Below are 18,345 nucleotides of genomic sequence, written 5' to 3'. Positions count from 1 at the left end.
GCTCGACGAACCCGGTACGGAGCATCGACGAGAGTGAGGGTCAGGCTATCAACGGAACCGGTCGGACTTAATCGAGGATCTGTACACTCGTCGAGTGCTCACCACAGGATAGTTCGACAGTACCGGGTTCAACCCGGGAGTCGCCATCGGGGCCGACGACCGCGAAACGGTCGGCAGACAGCTGTAAACGGACGGTACGCTCTTCGCCGGGATCGACGTGGACACGGTCGAACCCGACAAGTTCGCGAACCGGTGTTACGACTGAACTGTAGGGCCGGCTGGCGAAGATGTCGATCGGTTTGGCACCAGCGCGAGTCCCGCGGTTCGCGAGGGTGACTTCGACACTAACGGTCTCGTCGGCGGCGAGTCGTTCGGGAGTCGCCGACAGGTTGCAGTACTCGAACTCGGTGTACGAAAGCCCGTGGCCGAAGGGCCAGAGTGGATCGTAGGTTTCACCGTGTTCCTTTCGCCCGATCGGGTAGGGGTGCGAGAGGTGATTGTGGCGCGTGGGCAAGTGACCGGTCGACCGAGGTACGGAAATCGGTAACGCACCGGAGGGATTGACCAGTCCGAACAGTGTCTCAGCGACGGCGAGACCACCCTGTGCCCCCGGATAGTAGGCGTAGGCGATTGCTGGCACGGTCTCGGCGATCCGGGGCAGCGGCGTCGGGCGCCCCGAAATGACTACGACTGCAGTCGGTGTGTCTGTGGCAGCGACGGCCTCGACGAGGTCCCGTTGTGGGGCTGGAAGCCCGAGTTGTGTTCGGTTTGGGAACGATTCGGGCGGCCCAGCGACGTCCTCGGGTCCGAACTCGTGGAGGTACCAGTTCTCTCCGACGACGACGATCGCGGCGTCTGCGTCGGCCGCTGCGTCGACGGCCGCGTCGACGTCACCGGGTTCGCTGATCCCCGCACCAGGCTCGAAAGTCACTTTTGTATCCGCCGCTACGACGGATTCCACACCCTCGAGGACCGTAATTCCCGAGAGATCGTCGGTGTTCTTGCAGCTCCAACCCCCGACCTGATGATCGAGTCGATCCCCGTTCGGTCCGGTGACGAGTACCTCCCCGATGTCGGGTTCGAACGGGAGCACGCCATCGTTCTGCACGAGGGTAATCGAGGACCGGGACGCCTCGAGAGAGAGTTTTTCGTGGTCGTCGGCTCCGACGATCGTCCGGGTTTCCGAGACGTCAACGTATGGTTTTTCGAACAATCCGAGATTCGCTTTCAGCGAGAGTACCCGACGGACGGCGTCGTCGAGCAGCGACTCGTCGACGGTGCCGTCCTCGACGAGCGCCTCGAGGTATTCGACGTGTTTCTCCTCGCCTAGAGAGTGAACGTCTACTCCAGCTACTAAGGATTGCCCGACGGCGTCCTCCATCGACTCGGCCGTCCCGTGATTCTCGTGGAGCATCCCGATCCCGTTCCAGTCGGATGCTACGTAGCCTTCGAAGCCCAGTTCCTCTCGAAGCACCTTCCGCAAGAAGAACTCGGAGCCGTGGGATGGGACGCTATTGATCGAATTGTAACATGGCATGATCCCATCGACTCCAGCATCTATCGCTGCCTCGAACGGCGGAAGGAAATCACGGTAGATCGATGACATCGAGCGATCAACCGGCGCTGTGTCCTCTCCCTGTTCGGGTTCACCGTAGGCCGGAAAATGCTTGGCGACGACCCCGACATCGGGATCGGCATCGTGAACTCCGTGGGCTTTGGCCGCGGCGAGTTCACCACAGAGACGGGGGGAAGCGCCGAAGGTCTCGAATGTTCGGCCCCAGCGTGGATCTCGAGCGACATCGCAGGTCGGTCCGTAGGTGATCGCGGCCCCGGTCGCTGCTACTTCCCGCGCGGTAACCGTACCGACTCTTTCGACCAGTTGCCGATCTCGGGTGGCCGCCATGCCGAGGTTATGCGGGAACACTGTTCCACCCGCCACGTACGCGTGTCCGTGAACCGCATCGACGGGGATGGCGATCGGGATCCCAAGGCGGGTCTCCTCGATCGCAATCCGTTGGAGTTCGTTGGCGAATCGCGCGGACTCCACTGGGTCCGTATAGGCGGCAGCACCGTAGCCGAACGGTGTTGCGAACCCCAGGCCATACTCAGAGACCAGCTTCCGAGCTTCCTCCGGTGTTCGCTGTTCGTCGAGTTCGCCGACGTACGTGCCGGCGAGCTGTGCAGCTTTCTCGCGGACGGTCATTCGTTCGAGCAGCGTTTCGATGGTCTGTGATGCGTCGGTCGTCGCTTCGAAATTTTCAAATGACATGTTGACTTCGATGTTGTAGCATACCCGTGTGTGGACTGCGCTCGATCAAACGCGTCACAGTAGACGCGATCGAGAGCGAATCCGAATGCGGGCGTTCTCGACGCCTGAGGCGGCTACGGGTCCTTTGCCGGGGCACTATCGATGAATTTCCGTAGTGCACTCGTGATTCGTTTCGGTGGAACTACCCGCTTGGTTCAGGCTTGGCAGCTAAAGAGATGGAGAGTTCATGCATAAAACTAACTTAATATGAATTACACTAGCCGAAGCTGTTTCTTACGAACTGACCAGAAGCATCCACGGCAACAGGTTGTTAGCCAATAACATACATAATGAAATAGAACAGTATAGTAAAATAATACATTGGGGAAAATCGAGGGGCTGGAAGCGGATAGTATTTCGAAAAGGAGTTTGTATCTAGGAACAAGATAATCTTCAACACAATCTACTGATCTGGTAGAAGACTTAAAGAGAAAATCCACGGATAACGCACATTGACAAGCTAACTAGTCGCTGTCTTTCGATTTAAAATCCATCTTGGTTAATGTATCATTCTAAAACTATTGACAGCTACAGATAATACGCTTAGCGTCTCATACTACCCAATTTCCGGTCGATTGGTGCGCCGTCGAGACTGCACAACAGAACGACATACCTCGCGGCGTGATTCCAGAGCGTACTGCCAAGCACGTTCCCTCTTCGAGAGAAATTACACCCATAAGTCTGTAAAGTTGTGGGTTTCATCCTCACCGCAATACGCAATTCGTATACCGGCAGTGTAATCAATAGCTTCGAGACGATCGATAACCAGTAGGCTACGAGGGATATGGTGGCACGTTAATTGTAGTCCCTACCTTCGAATTTTCAAACAGTAATAATTGAAACGATCTCCATACCCAACGGCGAGATCTCTGTGAACCGGTGGAGTATATGTCTGCAGTGGCTACTAGAGTGGCCAGTGAAACGATTCACACACCTATCACGACGCCGTCTTGCGATAGGATGTGCAATGACTTTCACTGGCTACTATTACGTCCTCACTGTCACCACGAGACAAATAACACTGGTACTGGCATGATACGTTATACACACAGACGCATTCCATTGAGAGCACTGACCACCCGAGGATTGAGGCGGGACAGCAAAGTAACTTCGGCTGGTGTTTGCATAGTCCAAACGCATCGTGAACGCCCTCTTGCATAGTAGAACAGAAAGACACACTAATGGACGAGCTTGCAGAGGCGGTAATAGGTAATCAAGAGCAATCGAACTCACCTTTCTGCGTCAAATCATGAGGGTAACCGCGGTTGTACCGATCATGCCGTATGTAAGAGGCCACTGAGACCCGAGAACGCAAACTAACAGACGCTTTCAATACATCCAGTGTGACCCTCTTGTACTACTATCTCTTCAATACGCCGAGAACGGATCGAACGAGCTGTTTTCTCACACAATATAGTAGCCAGTGAAACGATTTACACACCTAACGCGACATCCTCTTACGAAAGGATGTGCAATGACTTTCATTGGCTACTATAGAATTGGGAAATGAGTTGTACCGATGATACGAAGACGGTGGATTACCGAATTCCTGGGCTCTTTTATCGGGGTACACGACACCAAGGTGACCACCAAATTTACATTTGCTATGTTCAAATACCTTCTCCGGCAATAATTATGATTGAAGAGGAATATACGAGGTCTAACGATTGTAAAAATCAGGTCTAAATCGTATTACCAACGAAGGATACCGTATAGTACACCCGTAGCGTGACACAATACACATCTGACGACCGTTTCGAGTGGGAGTCCGATACAACAGCACTGAAAAAAGGCGAGTGTGCATCATTGAATTCCAACAAACTGCCTGGTAGTCCTCCAGAGACACCCATTTGCATATCTCATCATTCCACATCTTTACGGAACAAATAGGATTTGGACATTCCAAATGTAACTCGTGCTTTTATATAGCCGAACCATCCCAACACTGCCTCAACAGTCGCTATCTTGCTTGTGGTTTCGTCCTCACTGCGGTGACGAGTCCGTAGGAACTGTTGTCGTTATGGTCCGCACTCCGAACGAAGTGAATAAATTCGTTTGCGAGCATCAACAACACTCGAGCGCGATTGCACGAGCGAGTGCTCCTCGAGTTTATCGAGCGCGTGGTGGACCGTCCGACGAGGCAATAGCGTTTCTTCGACGAGTTCAGTCTGTGTCATTTCAGTGTTTTGACCGAGAATGATGGCGACGAGCTTTGCACTCGGCGGTTGCTCTCGAAGGCGTTCTCGAACGTTCGAGTCGGTCGGTGGCCATACCAGTGTCTGGTCGCTATCGCTCGCTGCGGCGGGCATATACGTTCACCATGAGCGACTAATTATATATATCTATGGACCTGGCCGCGTCACGTTCCTTCGTTCTACAACCCGATTCGTGCAGTCACCGCACGAACCTCTATGCTTATGCCTCCGTATTCCTGTTTTCGTCTCATGGACCGCGATTCCGTTACGCCAGACGTATCCACGATTCCAGCCGACCGCGCAGAGCGCTGGGTTACACACCATCACGAATTTGCCGCACCAAGCACCTACGTCTACGAGTTCGTCTGGGACGTCACCGAAGACGCCATCGGCCCGTTCTGTACCGACGTCGACGGCAACGTATTGTTGGACTTTACCAGCCACGTTGCAGCCGCTCCACTGGGCTACAACAACCCAACGATTCGGGAGCGAATGGACGCCTACGATCTCCCCGAACCGTCCAAAATCGCCGGCCAGGATTTCTACGCCAGCGGTGGCGGTACGGCAGACGATACGGACTTCCCAGGTCCCACGCAGTTGATGGACCGGCTCACCGATGCGACGAGTCACTACGACATGGACACCGTCTTTCTGTCGAACACAGGCGCCGAAGCCGTCGAAAATGCGATTAAAATCTGTTACACCAACGGTGGCCACCGAGGAGTGACGTTCGACGGTGGTTTCCACGGTCGAACGCTCGGTGCGCTCTCGTTGAACCGATCGAAAGCCGTTCACCGACGGGGCTTCCCCGAAATCCCGGGTATCGTGAGCGTTCCGTACTGTACCTGCACCGACGAGTGTACCTGTGGCTGGGAAACCGACGGGCCAGGCGGTAACGTACTCGCCGATAGACTCCATCCAGAGCGTGGTGACCTGCCCGCCGACGAAGTCTCGTACATCATCCTCGAGCCAGTTCAAGGAGAAGGCGGTTTCAGAGCGCCCTCTCCTTCGTTCGCCACAGATATCGAGAGAATTCGACGCGAACACGATATCTACGTTATTAGCGACGAAATCCAGGCCGGCGTCGGTCGGACCGGCGAGCTCTGGGGTATCGACCACACGCCCATCGAACCCGATGTGATCACCTGTGCGAAGGGGCTTCGTGTCGGTGCGACCGTGGCCAACGAGGACGTTTTCCCCGAACAGGAAGGCCGTCTCTCCTCGACCTGGGGAGCAGGCGACTTGCTCTCTTCACTCCAGGGAACGCTAACCCTCGAGATCATCGAAAAAGAAAACCTGCTTTCCAACGCCACCGATCGGGGCCGACACCTGATCGAAGCCCTCGAGGACGCCACCTTGCCTGGGAGCGTGGACGTCCGCGGACGAGGATTGATGGTCGCCGTCGAATTCGATACCAAAGCTCGCCGTGAAGCGATCGTGCAGGCCGCACTCGAGCGCGGACTCTTGTTGCTCGGTTGTGGTTACAAGACGATCCGCTTCCTCCCACCACTCGACGTGACTGCACGCGAGATCGACCTCGCAGTCTCCCTGTTCGAAGAAGCGACTCGAGGGGTCGAAAGCCCGATGCAAACTGCAGACTGACCCTTTCGAGGGTCGTATCGTGAGCAAATTACACAACTAATTTCGGTCCGAGTCTGGTGATTTTGATGGCTGAATCGTTGCGTGAACGCCGGTTGGACCAATTTCGCTCGTCAACAACCCCGACCTCAAGGGTCGGGGTTCTCGTCCTGCACCGCCTATAGACGGGACTGGAGAGCAACTGAGTATTGGCCACCCGGACAGTACCGACTGGTTGGAGCAAGCAAAAATCAGGACCGGTCAGGGAGTTCCGAGGAACCGTTTTGTCTGCGAATGGAGTAGCGACATCAGGGCCACAGGCCGCGGAGATCTTTTGCCTCAGCCACTCTCGAGAGCGCAACGACGTAGGTAGCGTCCCGCCAGGTCAATTGCCGTTCGTCACGCTCGCGAGCGACCTGTTCCCAGGCCTCGACCATCTCGTCTTCGAGTGTCTCACGGACGCGCTCGAGCGGCCACGACCGCCGATTGATGTGCTGGAGCCATTCGAAGTAACTGACGGTAACGCCGCCCGCGTTGGCGAGGATGTCGGGAATCACGGGGAGATCTCGCTGGTCGAAAATTTCGGCCGCTCCGGTCGTCGTCGGCCCGTTAGCCCCTTCGACGATAAGGGAGGCGGACACGTCAGCGGCGTTCTCTCGAGTGAGCACGTTCCCGACGGCGGCCGGAATCAACACGTCGACGTCGAGCTCGAGCAGTTCTGCGTTCGGCATGATTTCTCCGCCATCGTACGCTGTAACCGCTCCAGGTTGCTCATCGTAGGTCGGGATGTCCATCGTCTGGAGTCCAGACGGATCGTAGATGGCACCGTTGACGTCGCTGACGGCTACGATGGTAGCGCCCCAGGAGTCGAGGAGGCGAGCGGCATTGGCACCGACACTACCGTAGCCCTGAACGGCCACCGAAAGCTCATCCATCGGCATGTCGTAGTATGCCGCTGCCTCTCGAGCGATGATAGCCACGCCACGGCCAGGCGCTTCCTCCCGGCCCGGACAGCCACCGATTGCGGTGGGTTTCCCGGTGACGACGCCAGGAATCGTCTCGCCTTCTTGCATGCTGCAGGCGTCCATCAACCAGGCCATCGTCTGTTCGTCCGTGCCCATATCGGGTGCCGGAATATCTTTCGTCGGACCGATTGCACCCTGCAACGATTCGGCAAAGCGTCTGGTGAGGCGTTCGCGTTCTTTCTCAGTCAATTCGTCCGGGTCGACGACGATGCCGCCTTTGGCACCACCAAACGGCAGATCCATCACCGCACACTTCCAGGTCATCCACATCGAGAGAGCAATGCACTCGTCTTCGGTAACGCCTTGTGCGTAACGTATACCGCCCTTGTAAGGCCCACGGACGTCATCGTGTTGCGCACGATATCCCGTGAACACCTCGGTCTGTCCGTCATCCCGTTCGACTGGCAGACTGACGCGATACACCGTCGTCGGATGTTTGAGCCGTTCGACCATCCCCTGGTCGACGTCGAGCAGTTCAGCGGCTCGCTCGAGTTGATCGACGGCCATTTCGACCGGCGAGTGAGTATTGCTCGATTCGCTATTCGTCGATTCCGTCGTTTCTGGTGGGGTTGTTGTCATCTCAATCAGCAGGGTACTGTTCGACCCAGTCACACTGGGTGCAGTGAAAGCGGCTCTCCGTCGGTTTTCCCGAGCCGCCACAAAGCGGGCATCGTTCACGTGCGTCTCGAGCCATCATGCTCGCACACCCATGTATCGGGGGGCGCTCCGTTTTCGCGACTTTACATTCGATCGTCTCATCACGTCAGTGTGGACGTGCAAGGAGTAAGATGCTAGTGGTCCGTGCAATGGTGGCACGGAGAACCGTATCCGCAAGAACGAACCACCTTCTGGAACCATCCTCACTCGTTCCCAGCGTAAGCGAAGCGAGTGAAGGCTTGTAGGAACTACCCGCAGCGGACGGGTGGTTCAGGTCACCTGTTATCAACACCGGCTCATGGGGATTATCGTAGCCAGCCGGCGGTTTCGAAGGACGGCTGTCGACGCTGTGCCTCGGTTCTTCGTCGGTACCGATGAACGCCGACGATAATCCCTATCAGACGGTGTCTGATTCGGTCGAATCGCCGTTCGTTGGTTCCGCAAATTCGAAAACCTCGTCCGTGTCTGACTCGTCACTGGGTGCTTTCGGGGCCAACTCATCGTTCGAACGTTGGCTCTCCCCCTCGAAGTCGGTATCCGTCTCGAACCGATCGAGTGCACTCGAGAGTTCGCTCGCCTGCGTCGTCAGTTCACTCGCACTCCCCGAAACTTCCGTCAGGGCAGTCGTTTGTTCTTCGGCGGCCGCCGCAACGTTTTCGCTTTCCGCGGTGGTTTCTTGAGAAATCGTTGCCACCTCCTCGACCATCGCGACGACCTCCTGCGTCGAGGCGGCTTGCTGTTGGCTCGCTGCCGAGATTTCCTGCACGCCGGTGTTCGTCTCCGCCGCATAGCCGGCGATTTCCTCGAGCGCGTCTGCAGCCTGGCGAACCGAATCGGTGTGCTCGGTCACGCGCTGGCTGGTTAGCTGAACTTCGGACGCCGTGTGTTCGGTCTGCTCGTGAATACGCTCGAGTCGCGCCTCGATGTCTTCGGCTGCGTCTTTGGTCTCCGCAGCGAGTTCTTTGACCTCACTGGCAACGACCGAAAAGCCCGCATCATCGGCATCCGACCTCGAAGCCTCGATATTGGCGTTGAGCGCGAGCATATTGGTTTGTTCTGCGACCTGGGTGATGAACTCCGTGAGCTCGTCGATCTGTGCCATCTCCGCCTCGAGGGCTTCGATGGCGTCGACGGCGTCTGCCGACTCGTCTTCGATTTCGTTCATCCCGTCGATAGCAACCTGTGCGGCTTCTCGCCCGCGTTCTCCTGCATCCGCCGTTCGCTCAGCGATATCGGCCACCTGATTCGAGGAGGCTGCGATCTGTTCGGTCGTCGTCGAGAGACTACTCATCTCCGCGGTAACCGACTGCAATCGGTCGTTCTGGCGGTCCGCCCCGTCGGATATCTCTTGCACTGATTCGGTGACTTGCTCGCTCGCCGAGCGAACCTCTTCGCTCGAGGCCGTCACCTGCTCGCTGGCCGTCGCAACCTCTTCGGCGAAGGTCTTGACCGCCGCCGTCGTCGACTCGAGGTCGCTCACCATCGCGTTGAACTCGGTTGCAATCGCGCACATCGCTTCGTTCTCGCTGTCGACGTCCATTCGAGCCGTGAGATCACCATCAGCACACGCTTGCATCACCTCACTGTACTCGTCTGCTTTTGCCTCGAGGTGTCGGTTCATCGACTCGGTTTGCTCTCGTGCGATTTCTGCCTCATCACGAGCGTTTTCGGCAACCTGAATCTGGGTGCGAAGCTGAGATTGCATCGAGTCGAACCCATCGTACAACTGCCCGATGTTGTCGACTCGAGGGCTGTCGAACTCCACGTCGAGATCTCCATCTTCCATCTGTTTTGCCTTCGCGGTCAGTCGATCGATTGCCGTTGCCGTGTTCCGACCGAGGACCATACCACCGATGGCGATGACGAACACGCCGAACCCCGTCGCATATAGGCCGTACTGGGTGACTGCCTCTACGAAGCCGTAGGCCTCGGCTGTCGGTGTATGCACTACCACTACCCAGTCAGTGTGTTCCGATTGTGCGTAGCCGACAACGTATGGCGATGAGGGATACGAATATCCCGGCAAAGCGAGTGCGCCGGATGGGTCGGCATCGAGTTGACTCGATCCCCGATCACCGGTGTTGGCAGCCTCGAGCGTCGACGCAGGTTCGTACGCCGCGTGGAAAGCGTCCGATTCGTCGAAACCGACGTCATCCATCACCACTCGGCCGCTATCGTCGACGGCGAACGTGAGCTGTGTGTCGGTCCCTGCGCTCTCGAATTGATTCGCGTAACTAGAGAGGGTGGCCGTGTAGATGATGACGCGATCGGGTTGGTCACCGACGAGTTGCACGAACGCCAGTACCGGTTCGTCGGATTCACCAGTCGTGTCGATGTAGCTGTCCGAAAGGTGTACCTGGTCGGCGTCGAGATCAGATCGTATCCAGTCTCCCCCCTCCGGAACGTTGAGAGCAGCGAGTTCGGTCCCAACGGTTTCTTCGTTCGTACTCGCCGTCACTTCGTTCCGATTGAGATCCACGTAATGGACGTGATGTGTCCCTTCCGGAAGCTCATCGTGCCAGTTTTGTAGATATCGATCTATCGCTTCGTTGTCGCGGTCTTGGACGACGGCCGACTGAGAGATCATCCGCGTCGTCCACTCGTTGCGTTCGATCCAGGCATCGAGTTTTTCGGCTTCCTGCTGAGCGCCTGTCGCCGCCTCCTCGTTCGCGTTCTCGGTAACCTCGCTTTCGATTTGTGCCGTTCCCGCGATACCGACGAGCCCGATTGCGAGGCCAATTACCAACAGTACGATACCAAATTTGAGCGCGTAGCTACGCCGAATCGCTTTCGGCACCAGCTTTCGAAACGTACCAACCATGCTCACTGTCTGGGAGCGTGATGGTTAAATAATTTATCCCGGCTCGAGGAAGAAAATAGGGGGACGGAGCGCTCGAGGCGGGAACGAAACGGGCCCCGAAGTCGTGCCGTGATCGGTTCAGTTCGCAGCCGATGTGACCGTTCCCTCGTTACTCGGACCGCCATTTGCGTTGGTCCCGGTTCGGTATCCAACAGCGTGGTTAGACCGTAAAACGACGCTCGAGCAGCGTTACCAGCAAGAACGCGCCAAACTGCGCGGTTCGCCCAGTGGGATCGAACGAGGGTGCGACTTCCATCAAGTCGGCGCCGCCGACGGCGTCGTACTCGCCGAGGATTTGCATCGTCTCGAGTGCCTGGGCAGCCGTGAGTCCGTCGGGGCACGGCGTTCCGGTACCCGGGGCCACCGACGGGTCGATGGAATCGATGTCGAAGGTGACGTACACTGCGTCGGTGTCTTCAGCGGCGGCCTCGACGGCGTCGCGAACGACCGGTCCGATACCCCGTTCGTGGACGTCAGCCATCGTAAACAGGTTCAGTCCCGTTTCCTCGACGAATTCCATGAATCCGGGCCGTTCGTAGCCACGAATTCCGACCTGGCTGATGTGCTCGTAGTCGGAGTAGGTCGATTCTGCGATGTGTCGGGTACACGCGCCGTGATAGTGCGAATCGAAGAGGTCACTCTCCCCTGTCGTGTCAGTATGTGCGTCTATCTGGACCAGACCAACGGTATCGTGCTCCGCGCCCTGGGCAAATCCGCAAAACGCCGGGTACGTACACGAGTGGTCGCCCCCGAGCAACAGTGGAAACGCTTGGTCGGAGACGGTCGCCAGATGCGCTTCAATCGCTTCACGGGTCGTGGCCTCGTCGGCGGGAAACACCGGGATATCCCCACAGTCGACGGTGGTGAGTTTGTCGTAGTCGGCGACTTCGCCGGTATACATGTTCGTCAGTCCGCCTTTGAAACTCGACAGATACCCCCACCAGCTACTCGCTTCTCTGATCGCTTCGGGTCCGTAGCGAGCGCCCGGTCGATTGCTCACTTTGTGATCGTACGGCACGCCGAGAACACCGACGTCTGCTTCCTCGAGTGCATCGACAGGTCGATACTCACCTTTGAGAAATGTATTCAGTCCCGCATATGGGAGTTCGAGGGACGAACCAGCCGTCTGTGCCCGGAACTGGGCAGCATTGGTTGCTGGGGGAAGATGACTTCCAGACATCATCGTATGTGCACGGTCCAGTGGTAATAATTCTTCCCCTATACGTACCAGTCGAAGAAATCGGCAACAACCGCACAGACCACTCGAGTTTATTTCTCACCTTTCATGTACCTCTATTGTATACTCATGACACGGTATGAGCTACCAGACGTCGACAGGCGAACCTTCGTGAAAACAACCGGGGCAGGAGCTATCGGTATGGCCAGCCTTTCCACGTCGAGTACTGCCGATGAGGGGGCACAGACGACGAGCGAAGACGATTCGAACGGCGGAATAACGCCGCCGCCGGGCCCGGTCGTTCCGGTCGGCGGTGGCTTCGAACCGGAGAACGAGGCCCTCTACGTCGAGCTGCTCGAACTCGTCGGTAACGAGCCGACCGTTGCGATCGTCCCGACGGCAAACAGCGACCCCGAACGGAGCATCGAAGTGATGTCCATCGATTTCCTCGAATACGGCGAACAGCTGTACGGGGAGGGTGCAGTCACGATAGAGGAGATCGAAGTGGCACCTGCAGGCCCGGACGAATGGGCGGGCAACGAAGACGATCCGGACGTCGCCGCGCAAATAGAAAACGCAGACCTCGTCTGGTTCTCCGGCGGGAATCAACTTCGTATCACGGAGACGTTCTTCGACGAGGATGGCGAGGAGGTCGCCGTCGCAACCGCGATTCGTGAACACGTCGAAAACGGTGGCGCCGTCGCCGGCTCGAGTGCAGGCGCGGCAATCATGACCGACCCGATGATCGGCGCCGGTCAGAGCACAGGGTCGCTGCTCGATGGCGTCAGTTACGAAGATACGTACTACGACGACGATGACAACCGCGTGTATCTCACACGGGGGCTTGGCTATCTCGGTCACGGTATCGCAGACCAGCACTTTTACGAACGCGGTCGATTCGGACGGCTCCTTCGTGCCCTGTGGCATGAAGGTGAAGACCTTGGCTACGGCGTTGGTGAGAACACGGGCCTGATATTCGAGGCTGACGAACCACGAGCACGTGTGTCCGGAGAAAACGGTGTAATGGTCATCGACCTTTCGGAGGCCCAGGCGGTAGAAAACGACAGTGAGGCACTCGAACTCGAAGACGTTCGAGTTCATCACCTCTCAGACGGTGACGTGTTCGATTACGACAGTCGAACGGTCGATCCGAACGATACAGACAAATTCGACGTTACGGACAATCCGTTTTACACGACCAATCAGGACTCCTGGGACGTGTTCGGCTCGCCACAGGCTGTCAAAGACCTCGTCACCGAGGAACTCGCGGTCAACGAGCAAGAAACCGTTCGCGGGACGGCCATCTCCGTCGAATCAACAGGGGAGTACGAACGACGAACCGAAGTACGACTCCTGTTTTCACAGGACGAGCGTACCGAGGGGTGGGAAGGCGAGTACGAAGTACAGGAGATGGACTGGCGGTACACGGCAATCGACGTCCATCTCGACGTTGAAATTGGAACATTCGCCCTGATCGACGATCACATCGACACGGAAACACTTCGAGACGTGATCTCTGCCTGGCAAACCGGGGAGCCCCTGAGCTAATGGCTCGCAGCCGAACCTACACTCAGTCATGATCCACCAACGAGCCCAATTGAACGGGCAACGAACAATCGTATTGGCAGCGATCGTCGTCCTCACCGTTGCTGCCCTCTCGATGGCGATTGCTGGCACAGCCGCGAACCCCGACACCCAGACCCCGTCGATAACATTGGCAACGGAAGCGACGCAAGTGGCCGACGCTGAGCGAACCATTGCCGATCAGACGCTCGAGCCGGGCGATTCGACGACAGTAACTGTAACAATCGAGACAGATTCCACGACGGACCCGGCACTCATCGAATCGATCGATACCGGGTTTGCCACCATAGAGGCCCTCGAAGCGACGCCCGACACAACGACAGCGGCCATCAAGGACGATCACGAAGCGCTCGTCGCCGTCTGGGAAGAGACTGATAGCGTGACCGCAACCTATACGGTCAGCGTCGACGACGACGTCGAACCGGGTACTACCTATGGGATTACCGGTGACGTAGAAACAGCTGCCGGGAGCGTCCCAGTGGCCGGCGACACGACGATAACTGTCGTCGAAACCGATCGGTCGATAGCGAAACCAGAACTCGAACCCGGAGAATCAACCAAAATCACGGTTACTGCGGCTACCGAGGCAGATTCCTCCGTGGCACTGCTCGAAACCGTACACTCGGATGTCACTGATCTCGAAGTAACCAGCGCCGAGCCACTCCCCACTATCCAGGCGGTGAAAGATGACAACCAGGCCGTCGTCGCAGTCTGGGAAACGGCAACCGAGGTCGACCTGACCTACGAGGTGATGGTCGCTGAGTCAGCGACGCCTGGCTCGACGGTTACCATCGACGGTACACTCGAGACCGAGCATGGAACGATGCCAGCCGCTGGACCGATGACGATAACCGTCATCGAACCAACAGCCGATGATGACGAGGACGACGAAGACGAAAAGGACCCACCGTATGTACCCAGTCCGTCACCCGATCCTGCGACGTTCGAACTGAGCGTGTCACCGTCTACAATGACACTGGATCCTGGTGAAACACAAGCGGTCGAGGCCGAGGTGACTAACGTCGGCGAAGCATCGGGAACGGCAACGCTTGCGCTGGTGCTCGAGGAGGATCGGAGCGGGGAGCGAGCGGTAGAACTCGACGGTGGCGAGTCCAGATCGGTTTCGTTCACGCTACAGGCACCTGACGAACCCGGTACGTACGCGTATCACGTGCTGGTCGACGATGAGCAGCATACGGGTACACTCCAGGTCGAAGCCGACGAGACGGCGGACGATAGCGATGACGACTCTGTAGAAACCGATGATGGTGTTGACAGCGATGACTCAGGCGACGAGGATGCGGACCCACCCTCCGATGAGGATGCAACAGATCCGGGGTATGATGACTCCGCTACAGACGATTCGATCGATTCGGATGCGGGAGACGAAGCCGATGACGTGACGACTGACCAGGGCCCGACTGAGAGTACCGATGATACCATTCCAGGATTCGGTATCGTCGTTGCCCTGATCGCCCTCGGTATCGTCCCAATGGGATTACGCAGTCGAAATTAAACGTACTCGAAAAACCAGCCAACGTGTCGGCACCATAGAAACGGGACAAGTTAATCCGGATCTAGATATGTTTTTTCTGTGAAATTAGAGTAACCAGACGCGCTATCAATAAAAAGACGATAGATAATCAAGGACGAAAACCGGCTTTCTATACGCTCTCCAGGGCATTCATCTGGAAGTACGCTTCTTCAATCAAGGAGTCTGGAATAATTCTTTATAATCCAACCCGGTTCGTATTGGGATCGAAACATTTGTTGTATACCAAACAAAAATTATAAATTATAGCCGATTACTGTTTTTTGTAGGGTAGTTCCCTCGATATGGAATCACATAACAATCCGCAGTCGAAACGGAAGCGACAGCGAACGATCAGCCGACGACACCTCATCCGTGTCACCGGTGCCGGACTGCTCGGCGCGACACTCGGTGTCTCACCTGTCGGTGCTCGAGTGGACGGGGATGGTGTGTTGATGCCGATCGGTGGCGGTTTCGAACCCGAAAACGAACGGCTCCATCAGGAAATTATCGACCTCGGTGGCGGCGAAGACTCGATATCCCTTGCCATCATGCCGACGGCGAGCGGGACGCCAACGACGAGTGCTGAAGCCTACCGAGATGATTTCGTCGAGTACGGCGTACCCGAAGCGCAAATCGAAATCATCGAGGTCGCGACCGAGGACGACCCGAACACCGACGAAGACGAGTCGACCTGGATCGAAAACGCAGACGACGAAGACTGGGCGGACACCGTTCGTGAGGCGAACGTGATCCTGTTCACGGGCGGCAATCAGTTGCGCATCACCGAAGCGCTCAAAAAGGACGACGGCAGTCTGACTGCAGTGGCGCAGGCGATTCAGGACGTGTACGATGACGGTGGTGCGATCACTGGCTCGAGTGCAGGCGCGGCGATCATGTCCGATCCGATGATCGGTGCGGGTCAGAGTTTCGGAGCGTTGAAAGACGGGGTCAGTTACGAGGATACGTACTTTGACGACAATGACAATCGGGTGTTCCTCACCGACGGGTTCGAGTTCCTCGACGAGGGACTCTGTGACCAGCACTTCATGGCTCGCGGGCGGTTCGGTCGCCTCTTGCGGGCCATGTGGCACGAAGACCCCAACGCCGGAATCGAACGCAACGAGATTGGGTACGGAGTCGGAGAGAATACGGGGTTCATTTTCGATCCGAGCGATAACACCGCTCGTGTCTCAGGCGAGTACGGTGTCACCATCATCGACCTCTCGGAAGCGTACGAGGTCGATACTGGAAGCGACGCCCTTCATCTCGAGGACATCATCGTCCACTTCCTGACTCACGGCGACGTCTTCCATTACGACGACGGGACAGTCACGCACGCAGATGAGAAAGATTGGAACTGCATAGAGGACCCATACTACAGCGGTAACAGCGACTCAAGTGACCTTTTCGCCGATAACGAAATCCGTGATTTGATGACCGAAGAACTCGTCGACAACACCGAGTCCTCCGTTGGCGGGACGGCAAGCGTCCAAGGTCGTGATCTCGAGATGGAGCTCTGGCAAGACGAGGACACGCGAGGTTGGTGGGGTCGAAGCTATCCCGAGGACGACCGCGGTCGGTACATGGTGTCGAACGTTCGTGCGGCAGTCTGGCCGGACGACCGAGATCACGACGATAACGGCGATGACGACGATAACGGCGATGATGACGATGGCGATGACAACGGAGATACGACGGAACCCACAATCGACCAGTTCGATGTGCGTCGTCGTTCGTCTGGCCCCTGGTCGCGAGCCACCGTTGATTGGGCCGTGAGCGACGATGATGGGAACCTCGAGTCTGTGACGACTGAGTTGCTAGCGAACGGAACGGTTCTCGATTACGAAACGACCTCGGTGAGTGGCTCGAGTGCGAGCGGCGAGCACGAGCCCCGAACTCGAGATGATCCGGACACCGTTCGTCTGTCGGTTATCGACGAAGCTGGGAACGAAACCACCGACAGCAAATCCTACTAGGGTCCAGAAAAGATATCGCGAGAGATCGGTTGTACGAGGAACGAAGACGATAGGGTGAGCGACACCCTATCCGTCGAACGGCCACTCTCCCGACGCCTTCATTCCTTCGGCTTCACCGGACTCGAGCAAGCCCGTTTTAATCGTCTCCTCTGACGCTGGTTCGAGCGAATCCACATCCGCGCCCAGTTCGAAGGCGATGTTCGCGGCGCAAATGGCGATATCACGAACGTCTCGCATATCGAGTTTCTCGAGCGTGTCGCCGTGGGTATGCCCCCACCCCCGGCCCGAATCGTCGGTCACCGAACGCAGTTGGGCACCGGGGACGCCTTGTTCCACGAACGGCCAGTGGTCGCTGTGGGGTGAGAACTCGTCGCGAACATCGATCGGACGCTCCAGATCGCTTGCAGTCGTATCAGCGGCCGCAGCTATCGGTTCGAATCCGTGGGTGATGACCGCCAGATTCCGCGATTGACCAGCACTGTCGATGTTGAGAACGCCCGCAATGTTCTCCACGTCAGTGGTTGCTGCGTAGTGACGCGAGCCGAGTAACCCCACTTCTTCGGCACCGAAGACGAGCAGGCGGACACGCGTCTCGAGGTGCGGTTCGACAGCTGCCAGCAGACGGCCGACTTCGGCGACGAGGGCGCAGCCAGCACCGTTGTCCTGCGCACCAGTCGCGATGTCGTGCGCATCGAGGTGTGCCGTGATCAGGAGTTCTCGCTCGGTGTCAGGGCCGAGCACGCCCGTCACGTTTCTCGACTCGGCGGAACCCGTTTCACAGTCGACGGTGAGTGTCGCTTCGGTGTCTTCGCGTGCGCAGTAGCGCTCGAGTTGGGCACCGACCTCTTTCGAGACGCCGACACCTGGGATGGCCGCTGGACCGTCGAGTTCGTTGATGCTTCCAGTCGGCGGAAGACAGCCCTCGACGTGATTTCGGAAGACGAATCCGGCCGCACCAGCCTCGACCGCGTAGCCGTACTTTTCGATTCGGTGTCGCCACCGGTCGGCCGTCGATGGGCTCGCACTCGAGACCAGTGCGATGTTGCCTTCGAGCGTATCGTCCTCGAAGTCCTCGGGCATACCGTAGCCGACGTCGACAAGGCGACCGGAAACGGTTCCCGCAGGCGTCCCCGGCAGCGCCAGAATCTCGTGTTGGTGTTCGTACTCCGGCTGGCGAGTGGCGACCGAGAGGGACGAGGACCCTCGCCACCAGCCTGGAATTTCGAACGATTCTGTCTGCACGTCGCGACAGCCAATCTTCGAAAAGGTTTCGGCAAGCGTTCGGGCGGCTTCCAGCTCACCCGACCAGCCGGCCATTCGTGGTGAACACTCGACGAGTGCCTCGAGGACTGTCGCTGGGTGGTCGGTGGTGTAGGCGTCGCCGATAACGGCATCTGGTAGGGTCGGCATTGGTGCCCGGTTTTTCTGCGGGCTAAATGACCGTTTCGGCT

Annotated in this window: 10 protein-coding genes; 4 read left to right on the top strand and 6 right to left on the bottom strand. The window is 57.5% G+C overall.

Annotated features, from left to right (window positions below; all coding sequences use genetic code 11):
• Positions 1-67: 67 nt before the first annotated feature.
• Positions 68-2,269 carry a glycoside hydrolase family 3 N-terminal domain-containing protein gene (locus NLK60_RS18885; protein WP_254810830.1) on the bottom strand — a complete coding sequence of 734 codons (2,202 nt, stop codon included), beginning with the start codon at positions 2,267-2,269 and terminating at the stop codon, positions 68-70.
• A gap of 2,057 nt (positions 2,270-4,326) precedes the next feature.
• Positions 4,327-4,617 carry a MarR family transcriptional regulator gene (locus NLK60_RS18880; protein WP_254810829.1) on the bottom strand — a complete coding sequence of 97 codons (291 nt, stop codon included), beginning with the start codon at positions 4,615-4,617 and terminating at the stop codon, positions 4,327-4,329.
• Between the two features lie 135 nt (positions 4,618-4,752).
• Between NLK60_RS18880 and NLK60_RS18875 the strand changes: the two genes are divergently transcribed.
• On the top strand, positions 4,753-6,105 hold the full coding sequence (locus tag NLK60_RS18875) for a class-III pyridoxal-phosphate-dependent aminotransferase (RefSeq protein ID WP_254810828.1): 1,353 nt from the start codon (positions 4,753-4,755) through the stop codon (positions 6,103-6,105).
• 284 nt (positions 6,106-6,389) lie between these two features.
• On the opposite strand, the gene gdhB is transcribed toward NLK60_RS18875, so the two are convergent.
• The 3 genes from gdhB to NLK60_RS18860 form a co-directional block, all read right to left on the bottom strand.
• Complete coding sequence (gene gdhB / locus NLK60_RS18870) at positions 6,390-7,685, bottom strand: glutamate dehydrogenase GdhB (protein ID WP_254810827.1); 1,296 nt, start codon at positions 7,683-7,685, stop codon at positions 6,390-6,392.
• A gap of 475 nt (positions 7,686-8,160) precedes the next feature.
• Positions 8,161-10,584: a methyl-accepting chemotaxis protein gene (locus tag NLK60_RS18865; RefSeq protein WP_254810826.1), complete on the bottom strand. Its 2,424-nt coding sequence runs from the start codon at positions 10,582-10,584 to the stop codon at positions 8,161-8,163.
• A gap of 199 nt (positions 10,585-10,783) precedes the next feature.
• Positions 10,784-11,803 carry an agmatinase family protein gene (locus tag NLK60_RS18860; RefSeq protein ID WP_254810825.1) on the bottom strand — a complete coding sequence of 340 codons (1,020 nt, stop codon included), beginning with the start codon at positions 11,801-11,803 and terminating at the stop codon, positions 10,784-10,786.
• A gap of 198 nt (positions 11,804-12,001) precedes the next feature.
• Between NLK60_RS18860 and NLK60_RS18855 the strand changes: the two genes are divergently transcribed.
• The 3 genes from NLK60_RS18855 (at position 12,002) to NLK60_RS18845 (ending at position 16,894) form a co-directional block, all read left to right on the top strand.
• Positions 12,002-13,348, top strand: a complete 1,347-nt coding sequence (locus NLK60_RS18855; protein WP_254810824.1) for a cyanophycinase — start codon at positions 12,002-12,004, stop codon at positions 13,346-13,348.
• A 28-nt stretch (positions 13,349-13,376) separates the two neighbouring features.
• Entirely contained in the window at positions 13,377-14,900 is a 1,524-nt protein-coding gene (locus NLK60_RS18850) for a CARDB domain-containing protein (protein WP_254810823.1), read from the top strand.
• A gap of 320 nt (positions 14,901-15,220) precedes the next feature.
• Positions 15,221-16,894 (top strand): cyanophycinase, encoded by a 1,674-nt coding sequence (locus NLK60_RS18845; RefSeq protein WP_254810822.1) that lies wholly within the window; start codon positions 15,221-15,223, stop codon positions 16,892-16,894.
• 66 nt (positions 16,895-16,960) lie between these two features.
• Here NLK60_RS18845 and NLK60_RS18840 read toward each other — a convergent pair whose 3' ends face one another.
• Positions 16,961-18,304, bottom strand: coding sequence for a M28 family peptidase (locus NLK60_RS18840; RefSeq protein ID WP_254810821.1), 1,344 nt, complete (start codon positions 18,302-18,304; stop codon positions 16,961-16,963).
• Between the last annotated feature and the right edge of the window lie 41 nt (positions 18,305-18,345).

It is taken from the genome of Natronosalvus amylolyticus, assembly GCF_024298845.1.
Classification (GTDB): Archaea; Halobacteriota; Halobacteria; order Halobacteriales; family Natrialbaceae; genus Natronosalvus; species Natronosalvus amylolyticus.
This window is presented reverse-complemented; position numbering and strand designations above follow the sequence as displayed.